Here is an 11774-nt window from a genome sequence, read left to right as displayed (position 1 = left end):
TGACAACCTTAGATTGGTTTTTTATTATAGGATTAGTGTTGGCAGTCCTTGCCATCCTATTTTTCATCCTTTTCCTATTTTTAACAATCAGAACAGGAGCAAAGGTAAAAAGTTTAAGTAAAAGAAAACCAAAAACAAAGAAAAAGAAGAAAAGACTTCGTATTGCAAAGAAGAAATTAATTCAACAAAAGAAGAATCAGCGGGTCGCAGCGATTATTTCATTAGTTGCAAGTTTATTGCTAGGCGCTGGAGCTTTTTACTCTGCTTATTATCAGGCAATGAACTTAACCACAGATGACTCAGATTCAATTTCTAAGGGGTATTATCTTTTAAGTGATTTTAATGGAGAATTGTCAAAAGCAGGCAGTGCATCAGAAGCTCAGGATAAAACAGAAACCAATTTGCGTTATCTTGCCAATAGTATTGCGAGTTATGGAACGAAAAAAGCGAGTACTGTTAATACGCAAGAAGGGCAATTGACATTAAATCGTTATTATAATGCAATGAAAGAGCTGGGCACAAACGTAATGAGAAATTACACTCAAATTTATAATAATCCTGATCTGGCAAAAGAGTATCAGGAAGATGTAAAAAAAGTTAAAGAGTACGAGCAAAAAGTATTTAAGCTGTACAATATCAATGAAGCTGCTTTGGATCAAAAAAAGTAAACAATTGAGGTGATTTATCATGGAATCACGAAAGCGTACAGTCAAAAAGAAAAAGCATCATGCTAATCCAAGTCCAAACCAAAAAAAGAAGCCGCAAAAACAAGAACAATCAAAAAAGAGTCAACAAAAAAGAAAAAGACGACGTAAAGGAAAATCGAAAAAAGCACTGATTGAAGCTCAAAAGAGAAGGAAAAAACAAAAGCGTAAATATCTTTTATTTGAATTTTTAGGTGCAATCGCAATTACTAGTATTCTTGTTTTACTAATGTCTGTATTTCTATTTTCTCTTCCTAAAGTTGAAGGTTATTCGATGGTTTCCACATTGAGAGATGGGGATCGGGTTTACGTAAATAAAATTGGGAAACTCAAAACTTTTGAGTTAGTATATGTTCAGATACCGGGGACAAAGGAAAAAGAAGTTCGGCGAATCATCGGGATGCCAGGCCAAAAAGTAACCTATAAAAATGATCAGCTGCAAATAGATGGACAAGATAGAGAAGAAAAATTTATCTTTGATGAAAAGCAAACCTCTCAAGAAAACGGTCGCCTTTATACAGATGATTTTTCGATTTTTACTCTAACTGGATCATCAGAAATACCAGAAGGAAAATATCTAGTTTTAGGGGACAACCGCCCTTATTCGGTGGATAGTCGTCAGTATGGACTGATAGATCAAAAAGATATTATCGGTGTGGTGGAAATGAGAATCTTGCCGCTTCATCTATTGCAAAGTTTCTAGTTTGTTTCAAGTTAGGGCGGTATTTCATTTATACAATTGATAAGACGAGCAGAGCTGCTTTGTCTTATTTTTTTATTTCAAAAGGTGTTTTTTTGCAAATAGGAAGTCTTTTCTTCAATAATCTGTTATACTAATAAGCGTTACAAGTTCCCGAAAGGATTTGTTGTAAGATAGTAGACTTTTCGATGAAATATTCTTTTTGGATATGATGCGAGCTGTGCTACATTTTGTACAAAGATGCCTTGTAACCGACTAAATTTAGGGGGAATACATTATGACAGAGAGACATTTATTTACATCAGAATCCGTTTCTGAAGGACATCCAGATAAAGTTGCCGATCAAGTGAGTGACGCAATACTAGATGCGATTTTGGAACAAGATCCGTTGGCCCGTGTGGCATGCGAAACAAGCGTTACAACTGGCTTGGTTTTAGTTTTTGGAGAGATTTCTACAACTGCTTATGTAGATATCCAAAAAGTTGTTCGACAAACATTGAAAGATATTGGCTATACACGAGCTAAATATGGATTTGATGGCGATACCGTTGCAGTTCTTGTTGCAATCGATGAGCAATCACCGGATATTGCACAAGGTGTGGATGACGCATTAGAAACACGTGGTGAAAAAGATACCAAAGATGATATTGGTGCTGGAGACCAAGGCTTGATGTTTGGTTTTGCAGTGGATGAAACCCCAGAACTAATGCCGTTACCGATCTCTTTAAGTCATAAACTTGTTCGTCGTTTAGCAGAATTACGTAAAGAGGAAAAACTACCTTATCTACGTCCAGATGCAAAATCACAAGTGACAGTAGAATATGATGAAAACGGCAAACCACAACGTGTAGATACAGTCGTGATCAGCACACAACATGATGAAGAAGCTACGCTGGAGCAAATTCAAAAAGACGTGAAAGCACTCGTTATTGAAGAAGTTATCCCAGCAGAATTACTAGATGAAGAAACAAAATACTTTATTAATCCGACAGGTCGCTTTGTTATCGGTGGACCTCAAGGAGATGCCGGCTTGACTGGTCGTAAGATCATCGTAGATACCTATGGCGGTTACGCTCGTCATGGTGGCGGTGCCTTTTCAGGAAAAGACGCGACTAAGGTCGATCGTTCTGCAAGTTACGCAGCACGATATATTGCAAAAAATATCGTTGCAGCAGGATTAGCTGAAAAAGTTGAAGTTCAGTTAGCTTACGCAATTGGTGTAGCACAACCTGTATCGATTTCAATCAATACTTTTGGGACAAGTGAAGTCCCTGAAAGCAAATTGATTGCAGCCGTTCGGGAAAACTTTGACCTGCGTCCAGCAGGAATTATTGAAATGCTTGACTTGCGTCGTCCAATCTACAAACAGACGGCAGCATATGGTCATTTTGGTCGTACAGACATTGAACTACCTTGGGAGCAGACAGATAAAGTCGATGCAATCAAGAAAAGCTTGATGGAGTAAACGAGGCGGCGCTACTAATGAAAATTAGTGGCGCCGTTTTGCTGTGAAACACTGCGACTGCTACGCAGAGCAGATGTTGAACAGTACTTGGCGACCAAAGGGAGAGAAGTTACCTTACTAGTGAAACGCCAAACGCTATAATGCTAATAACAAATAGAAGTCAGCAGCCCAAGAGAGTGCAACCACCAACCGCCATAAACCAAACAACAAATAAAATCCAGCAATCCACAAAATTAATCATGAGTAGATTACAGCAAACCTAAAAATCTGATAGTAATGTAAAATCTCACAAAAGTACCACCAAACCTCTGTAAATGAATTTATAAGTAACTTTATTAAAGCAAAAAAATTAAAAAGGATGGAGATACATGGAAAGAAAAACAAACGTCAAACTTGTAACAATCAGTGTTTTCGTTGCAACATTTATGACAGCAATCGAAGGAACAATCGTTTCAACAGCGATGCCAACGATCGTAGGATCACTGCACGGCATGGAAATTATGAACTGGGTTTTTTCTATTTACTTATTAACAAATGCAATGCTAACACCGATTTACGGAAAGCTAGCAGACAAAATCGGGCGTAAACCGATATTCATGATTGGAATTATTATTTTTATTATCGGTTCGTCACTTTGTGGCTTAGCGCAAAATATGATCACCTTGATTATTGCTCGCGCAATTCAAGGAATCGGAGCAGGGGCCATTATGCCAGTTGCATTGACAATTTTAGCGGATATCTATTCAATTGATAAACGTGCCAAAATGTTAGGTCTAAATAGTGCAGCTTGGGGAATTGCCAGTATTTTTGGTCCACTTGCAGGCGGTTTTATTGTAGATACTGTGGGTTGGCACTGGATTTTCTTCATTAACGTACCAATTGGACTTGTCTTGATGGGCTTGATCGCTTACTTTTTAGTGGAACCAAAAAGAGAGAAATCTAAAGTACCAATGGATATCTTAGGTAGCGTTCAGCTGATGTTCGTTTTATTAACGTTATTATTAGGATTTCAATTAATTGGTGATGGCGGTTTTAGTTTAAAAGTGTTCTTATGTTTGGGGGCTTCTGTTTTATTCTTTATTGGCTTTGTTTTTGTGGAAAAAAGAGCCAAAGATCCTGTTATCGATTTGATGCTGTTTAAAAATTCCACATTTGTGATCGTCAATATTGTAGCAGCTTTAATTAGCGGATTTTTGATGGGTGTAGAAGTGTACATTCCAATGTGGATGCAAGGCGTATTGGGTAAAAGCGCTGGAATCGGTGGATTAGTATTAGCACCAATGTCGATTTTATGGATGGTAGGTTCGTTCATTGCTAGTAATTTAATGGAGAAGCATACAACAAAAAGAGTACTGACAATTGGCTTGAGTATTACATTGCTAGGCGGTATTTTCTTAGTGTTGGTTCCAGCAACGATTTCATTTATCTGGTTCTTCGCGATTTCTTCTGTTTTGGGAATTGGTTTTGGGATTACGATCACAACAACAACTGTGACTGCTCAAAGCAGTGTAGATCCATCTGAAATGGGGGTTGCAACGTCATTCAATACATTAGCTAGAACGATTGGGCAAACATTGATGGTGTCGATTTTTGGTGTGATCATCAATGCAGTAACAACTTCTGAATTAGCGAAAAGTACATTACAAGTGGATTCTGATGTGATGAATCAACTTGTTAATCCGCATACGGCCAATACGATACCGGCAGACTTACTGAAACCTTTACGCGGCATGCTATATGCTGGTCTTCATAATGTGTATTTAGTCGGAATCGGTTTGATTATCGTTGCGATCATTTTAAATGTGAGCGTTAAAAAGAAAGTGGCTAAGTAAAGGAATTTCTATTTCTGTATAAAAAAGGACTATAGAATACGAAGTTTTGACATGGAAAGTTCATATTTGCTTTGTATTATATAAGCATACCAATAGAAAACAACTTAATTAAACATATTTTCATTTTAACTCCTCCTCTGCTCGTTCTTCTAAGAAGAACGAGTTTTTTGTTTTATATATATCAAAAAATAATCGATTTAATGCTACAATAGTAGAAAACAGAAAATGAGGGATGTTGGATGGCTTTTTTACAAACGAATATTTATTCTAACGTATTAGAAATGGAAGTATCAGTAAATGTTATTTTACCTCAAAAAACGGAGAAAAAAATTGGTACAGCGACAAAAGGAAATCTTACAGATGTACCTGTTATGTATTTACTTCACGGGATGGGTGGAAATCATAGCGTATGGGAACGCCGAACATCGATAGAACGTTATGTTGCAAATTTGGGAATGGCTGTGATCATGCCATCTACAGAACTCGGGTGGTATACAGATACAACTTATGAAATGAATTACTGGACGTTTATTTCTGAGGAGCTACCGAAGATCTGTCATGAATTATTTCCACAGTTAACGATAAAAAGAGAAAAAACATTTGCGGTAGGACTGTCAATGGGTGGATATGGTGCTTTAAAACTTGGACTAACAAAACCTGAAAGCTTTAGAGCGGTAGCTTCCTTATCAGGTGCAGTGAATCTTGCTGACAGAATAGAAGATCTATTAGCGATCAAAGGAAGAGGCTTTTGGGAAGGTATTTTTGGTCCGTTGGAAAATATTCAAGGATCGATCAATGATCCCATATTTTTACTTGATCAGCTAGTTGCAAGTGGAGATGATGTACCAAATATTTTTCTTTGTTGTGGCGAAGAGGATTTTCTTTTACATGGAAATAAAACAATGGCGACAAAACTTACAGCTTATAATATTGAACATACATTTGAAACAGGCCCGGGTAACCATGATTGGGTCTTTTGGGATAAGTGGATTCAACGAGTATTAGAATGGTTGCCGCTAGATAAATAAAGAAAAAAAGCTTGGACAAATAAAAAATGTCTAAGCTTTTTGCGTATTTACTATTAGACGAAGGTATCTAACCCATTCAAAAACACTCGCAATGTCTTCATAAAAAAATCTTTTTGTTTTTCTTTTTGCCGATATTGAATGCTTTCACTGATATTATTCAGCTTATGATCCTGAACGTATTGTTTCATCAAGATAATTTGCTTTTTCAAATAATCGTCGCCAGACATCACTTTATTATACAATTTCTTCTCTTCGGCAGAATCCAACAGCATGCCGAATAGTAAATGCTGTAAAGAGGTGATCGTCATATAACTTAATTCGATGGAAAATCCGGCTTTATTCAGAATAGACAATATTGCGTCGAGATTTCTTAAACGAGAAGGGTAAGAAGGAATCGTTTGAATTTCGATTTCTATAGCACAAGGATATTGCTGATACAATTCATAATAGTTTTCCATATACGCATAAATTGTTTCTTTCCAAGTTTCTTGAGGTTTTGGTGGAATAAAATGATTTTCTATTTCCTCAGCCATACTTTGAAGTAAGGCTTGTTTATTTTCCACATGCCAATAAATCGCAGGGGCTTTTACATTAAGTTTTTGAGCGACTTTACGCATGGATAATTTTTCTAATTCAGGATTTTCTGTTAATAACTGAAATGCAGCTTGAACGATTTTTTCTTTTGATAATTTTGATTCCAAATTTTCTCATCCTTTTATCTAAAAATGTAAGCTAAGTTCTTGAATTTCGTTTCTAAAAATGGTAAATTGTTATACGGCCTAACTTTACAGTGTTAAGTTTGTGAAGTCAATGAAAGTGAACGTGTCTCGCACATTGTCTATGACTATATAATAACACTAAATGATTGTTGAAAGTTGCACAACGAACTGGATAAGGCTAGTTTTACAAAGAAAGTTGGGATATAAGTGAGTATTATTATGGAACATATCAAAAAGTACAAGCTGGAAGTTTCCATAGCCTTGATTACCGTTGTTGTCATGGTCATGTCGGCATTATGGCAACCTAAACTATTACAAAAAGTGTTAGAAGCAATTATTAAAGAGGATAAGAGTCAAATGAAAGAACTTGGCTTGTATTTGATTGGGATTGCAGGCCTCGGCTTGATTGCTGGTGTTTTCAACACGATATATTCTGCGAAAGTCGCACAAGGTGTGAGTGCAGATATTCGTGAAGCAACTTTTCGTAAGATCCAAACATTTTCATTTGGAAATATCGAAGAATTTTCAGCGGGGAATTTAGTGGTTCGTTTAACTAATGATGTGACTCAAATTCAAAATGTGATCATGATTGCGTTACAGTCATTATTTAGAATCCCGATTCTGTTTATCGGTAGTTTTATTCTAGCAATGATGACATTGCCGCAGCTGTGGTGGGTGATCGTTTTATTGGTCATCGCTGTATTCATTATCACAGCACTATCGTTTTCACAGATGGGCAAACACTTTATGATCATCCAAACATTGATCGATAAAGTAAATGGTTTAGCTAAAGAAAATCTTTTAGGTATTCGTGTCGTTAAATCCTTTGTTCAGGAAAAGAATGAATTAAACCGTTTCACCAAAGTCAGTGAAGAATTGACGAAACACAACTTGATTGTTGGAACACTGTTTTCTGTAATGATCCCATCGTTTATGTTGGCAGCTAATTTAGCTGTTGTAGGGTCTATTTTTCTTGTAGGTAATCTTGTAAAAGATGATCCAACTGTTATCGGTGGTATTGCCTCATTCATGAGCTATTTAATGCAAATCATGATGGCGATCATTATTGGCGGAATGATGATGATGATGACTTCTCGTGCTGCTGTTTCAATCAAGCGGATCAAGGAAGTCATGGACACAGTTCCAGCACTAACATATAAAGATGTACCAGAACAAAAATTAAATGGTAGTGTGGTTTTTGATCATGTTAGTTTCCGTTATCCAGGAGATGATACAGATACGTTGAAAGATGTATCGTTTTCTATCAAACCAGGTGAAATGGTCGGGATCGTAGGCGCAACTGGTGCTGGTAAGTCAACTTTGGCACAATTGATTCCACGATTATTTGATCCGTCTGAGGGGAAAGTGGAAGTTGGCGGAATTGACTTGAAGGATGTCAATGAACATAGTTTGCGTAAAGCTGTGTCTTTCGTATTACAAAAAGCGATTCTTTTCTCTGGTACGATTTCACAAAATTTACGTCAGGGAAAACGAGATGCTAGTGAAGCCGATATGTCTCGGGCAACTGAAATTGCGCAAGCAAAAGAATTTATTGAGAAATTATCATTACAATATGAAGCTCCAGTTGCTGAACGAAGCAACAACTTCTCAGGTGGACAAAAACAACGCTTATCTATTTCACGAGGGGTGATCGGTGATCCTAAGATTTTGATATTAGATGACAGTACAAGTGCCTTAGATGCCCGTTCAGAGCGTTTAGTAAGAGAAGCGTTGGATAGAGATTTAAAAGATACAACAACGATTGTAATCGCACAGAAAATTTCTTCTGTAGTACATGCAGATCGGATTTTAGTTTTAGATAAAGGCCAATTAGTGGGTGAGGGAACGCATGAAGAATTAGCAAAAACAAACCCAATCTATCAAGAAATCTACGAAACGCAAAAAGGAAAGGATGAAAATAATGACTGATTTAATAAGAGCAAGTAAATTCTTTTTTCATTATTTAAAACGTTATAAACTTTCCTTCTTGTTTATCTTTGTGACAATTGTTATTGCTACGTATTTACAAGTTAAAGCACCTCAATTTGTAGGTGAAGCAATTCAAGAACTGGCAAATTACGTTGGCGCTTTAGCGCAAGGAACTGATGATAAAAGCAAATTCATCGATATTATCTGGAAGTTATTGATTTTTTATGTACTAACAAGTGCAGCAAACTTTATTTACAGCATACTATTTACCCAAGTTGTTGGAAAATCAACAAACCGGATGCGTATCGGCTTATTCAATAAATTAGAAAAATTAACGATTCGTTTCTTTGATTCACATCAAGATGGAGAAATTTTAAGTCGTTTTACCAGTGATTTGGATAATATCCAAAATAGTTTGAATCAAGCCTTACTTCAAGTGTTGACGAATGCGGCATTATTTGTTGGAATCTTGATCATGATGTTCCGTCAAAATGTTCAATTGGCATGGGCGACGATTGCTTCTACGCCTGTAGCAATTTTAATTGCTGTAGTTGTTATTAGCAAGGCAAGAAAATATGTTGATATCCAACAAGATGAAGTTGGAAAACTAAATGGTTATATGGATGAAAAAATCAGTGGGCAACGTGTGATCATTACAAATGGTTTACAAGAAGAAACGATCGATGGCTTCTTGGAACGTAATGAAACCGTACGTAAAGCAACGTTTAAAGGGCAAGTTTATTCTGGACTGCTATTTCCAATGATGCAGGGAATGTCCCTTGTAAATACCGCTATTGTGATTTTCTTTGGTGGTTGGTTAGCATTAAATGGCGATTTGGAAAAAACAGTTGCTTTAGGTTTAGTCGTAACATTTGTTCAATATTCACAACAATATTACCAACCATTGATGCAGATTTCTTCTGGATACAGTATGATCCAATTGGCGATTACAGGAGCTCGTCGTTTGAATGAAATGTTTGATGAGCCAGATGAAATTAATCCAAAAGATGGTAAAGAAATCGATGGTATCAATGAATCTGTCTCGTTGAATCATGTTGAATTTGGTTATGATCCAGAGGTACAAATTTTAAAAGACGTTTCAATTAATGTAAGCAAGGGTGAAATGGTCGCTTTAGTTGGCCCAACGGGTTCAGGTAAAACGACGATCATGAATTTATTGAATCGTTTTTATGATGTGAATAGCGGTTCGGTTACATTTGATGGTACAGATATTCGTGAAATCGAATTAAGTAGTTTAAGAAGTCATGTCGGAATCGTTTTACAAGATTCAGTTTTATTCTCTGGAACAATTCGAGCAAATATCGCTTTTGGTAAACCCGATGCTACTGAAGAAGAGATTATAGGGGCTGCTAAACAAGCAAATATTCACGAGTTCATCATGGAACAAGAAAATGGCTATGACACTGAAATTACTGAGGAAAACAATATTTTTAGTACAGGTCAAAAACAACTGATTAGTATTGCACGTACAATCATCACAAATCCATCATTATTGATTTTAGATGAAGCTACAAGTAACGTAGATACTGTAACAGAAGCAAAAATTCAAAAAGCAATGGATGAAGCAATCAAAGGCAGAACCAGCTTTGTCATTGCTCACCGCTTGAAAACAATTTTGAATGCAGATCGTATTGTTGTTTTAAGAAACGGTGAAGTGATCGAAGAAGGAAGCCATCATGAATTGTTGAAACAAGAAGGTTTTTATTCAGAATTGTATCACAATCAATTTGTATTTGAATAGACGTCTAAAATAGCGTATTAAAATAACTTGAGTCTTGTGTAGTACGAGACTCAAGTTATTTTTTTATCTATATACTCAGTTTGTTAATAGTATCTTATTTTTTTTCAAAACAAAATAAAATCGGTGGATTATTCTTCTGATTGATAAACTGATATGTCAGTACACTATACTCTTCTTGAGGTAATTTTTGAGAATACTCTTGGACCAATGCTAATTCAGCTTCGCCGCCAGTATGTCCATAATAAACGACTAAAATGATTCGTCCTTTAGGCTTTAGCCTAGCAAGCAATGCATCTAGAGCTTTTTTTGTTGTATCAGGTTTGGTAATGACTTGTTTATCACTTTTAGGGAGATAGCCCAAATTAAAAATAGCTGCTGTCAGTTGAGTTTCTTCTGGAATGGCTTCTCCAAGGGTTTCATGACCTTGATGCAATAATGTAGTCTGATCTTTTAAACCTAATTCAGTGAGCTTCTTTTCTGTATTTATCAGGGCTTTTTCTTGGACATCAAATGCGTAGACTAAACCAGTTGAACCAACGAGTTCTGCTAGAAAAGCTGTATCGTTCCCATTACCCATCGTAGCATCAACGACTATATCGCCAACTTGAATCACTTCTTTTAAAAGTGTATGACTAAAATGGAGAGCTGTTTGTAACATTAGCTAAATACCTCCGTAGTTTTGCGTACATTATAGATACCTTGAACACTTTCACGACGTTTCATCTCATCATCAATGGCATTCAAGACTTCCCATTTTTTCAAACTCCACATCGGACCAACTAAAGAATCAGTAGGTGCGTCCCCCGTTAAACGATGGATCACGATTTCAGGTGGAATCATTTCTAGCTGATCACAAATAACATTTACGTAATCAGTTCGGGTCATTAACTGCAAACGTCCCTCATGATAATCTCTTAGCATACGTGTATTGGTCATAAGGTGCAATAGGTGTAATTTGATCCCTTGAATATCTGAATCAAGAATCGTTCGACGAACATTTTCTCTCATCATATCTAGATTTTCTCCAGGCAAACCATTGATTAGATGAGTACAAACTCGAATATCATGTTTCCGTAATTTTGCTACGCCGTCTAAATACGTTTGATAATCATGGGCTCGGTTGATCGTACTGCTTGTGTTTTCATAGGTCGTCTGTAATCCCAATTCCACCCACAAATAATACCGCTGATTCAGTTCAGCTAAATATTCGACAACCTCATCAGGTAGACAATCTGGACGAGTCCCAATCGAAATACCGACAACACCTTTTTCGTTGACCACTTGTTCAAAACGATGCCGAATCACTTCAACAGGCGCATGCGTATTTGTGAAGTTTTGAAAATAGACGATATATTGGTCAACATTCGGCCACTTTTTATGCATCATATGAACTTCTTTTTGAAATTGAATCGGCAAAGGATCTTGAGGGGCAACGATCATATCACCTGATCCTGAAACGCTGCAAAAAGTACAACCGCCTTTTGCGACAGTTCCATCTCGATTAGGACAATCAAACCCGCCATCTAAAGGGACCTTAAATATTTTCCCGCCAAACTGCTGACGTAATGCGTAATTCCATGTATGATATCGTTTATTTGGATCTTCCGTATAGATAAATTCAGACATAATTCTTCT

At 36.6% G+C, this 11774-nt stretch carries 10 protein-coding genes and 1 riboswitch; of the genes, 7 read left to right on the top strand and 3 right to left on the bottom strand.

What is annotated here, in order from left to right:
- From BCR21_RS17015 to BCR21_RS10790, 5 genes are all read left to right on the top strand, one after another.
- Positions 1–668, top strand: a 668-nt coding sequence (locus BCR21_RS17015; protein ID WP_069646483.1) for a hypothetical protein, incomplete at its 5' end; no start/stop codon positions are given.
- Positions 669–687: 19 nt separating this feature from the next.
- Positions 688–1407: a signal peptidase I gene (gene lepB, locus BCR21_RS10805; protein WP_069646464.1), complete on the top strand. Its 720-nt coding sequence runs from the start codon at positions 688–690 to the stop codon at positions 1405–1407.
- A 135-nt stretch (positions 1408–1542) separates the two neighbouring features.
- Positions 1543–1684, top strand: a riboswitch (SMK box riboswitch).
- Positions 1682–2869 (top strand): methionine adenosyltransferase, encoded by a 1188-nt coding sequence (gene metK, locus BCR21_RS10800; protein WP_069646463.1) that lies wholly within the window; start codon positions 1682–1684, stop codon positions 2867–2869. Its footprint overlaps the riboswitch before it by 3 nt.
- Before the next feature lie 368 nt (positions 2870–3237).
- Positions 3238–4701: an MDR family MFS transporter gene (locus BCR21_RS10795; RefSeq protein WP_069646462.1), complete on the top strand. Its 1464-nt coding sequence runs from the start codon at positions 3238–3240 to the stop codon at positions 4699–4701.
- A 239-nt stretch (positions 4702–4940) separates the two neighbouring features.
- The gene (locus BCR21_RS10790; protein ID WP_069646461.1) at positions 4941–5729 is read left to right on the top strand and encodes an alpha/beta hydrolase; all 789 of its coding nucleotides are present in this window, start codon (positions 4941–4943) and stop codon (positions 5727–5729) included.
- Between the two features lie 53 nt (positions 5730–5782).
- Here BCR21_RS10790 and BCR21_RS10785 read toward each other — a convergent pair whose 3' ends face one another.
- Entirely contained in the window at positions 5783–6430 is a 648-nt protein-coding gene (locus BCR21_RS10785) for a TetR/AcrR family transcriptional regulator C-terminal domain-containing protein (protein WP_069646460.1), read from the bottom strand.
- Positions 6431–6667: 237 nt separating this feature from the next.
- Here BCR21_RS10785 and BCR21_RS10780 point away from each other — a divergent pair, with 237 nt between their 5' ends.
- A complete protein-coding gene (locus tag BCR21_RS10780; protein ID WP_420809826.1) occupies positions 6668–8377 on the top strand; it encodes an ABC transporter ATP-binding protein in 1710 nt (569 codons plus the stop codon).
- Positions 8370–10139, top strand: coding sequence for an ABC transporter ATP-binding protein (locus BCR21_RS10775; protein ID WP_069646458.1), 1770 nt, complete (start codon positions 8370–8372; stop codon positions 10137–10139). The genes BCR21_RS10780 and BCR21_RS10775 overlap by 8 nt, the downstream gene beginning before the upstream one ends.
- A gap of 94 nt (positions 10140–10233) precedes the next feature.
- On the opposite strand, the gene mnmM is transcribed toward BCR21_RS10775, so the two are convergent.
- Positions 10234–10797, bottom strand: coding sequence for a tRNA 5-(aminomethyl)-2-thiouridylate-methyltransferase MnmM (gene mnmM / locus BCR21_RS10770; RefSeq protein WP_069646457.1), 564 nt, complete (start codon positions 10795–10797; stop codon positions 10234–10236).
- Positions 10797–11765, bottom strand: coding sequence for a tRNA modification radical SAM protein MnmL/YtqA (gene mnmL / locus BCR21_RS10765; RefSeq protein ID WP_069646456.1), 969 nt, complete (start codon positions 11763–11765; stop codon positions 10797–10799). Before mnmL ends, mnmM begins: the two co-directional genes overlap by 1 nt.
- Positions 11766–11774 lie beyond the last annotated feature (9 nt).

The organism is Enterococcus ureasiticus (genome assembly GCF_001730285.1).
Classification (GTDB): domain Bacteria; phylum Bacillota; class Bacilli; order Lactobacillales; family Enterococcaceae; genus Enterococcus_L; species Enterococcus_L ureasiticus.
This window is presented reverse-complemented; position numbering and strand designations above follow the sequence as displayed.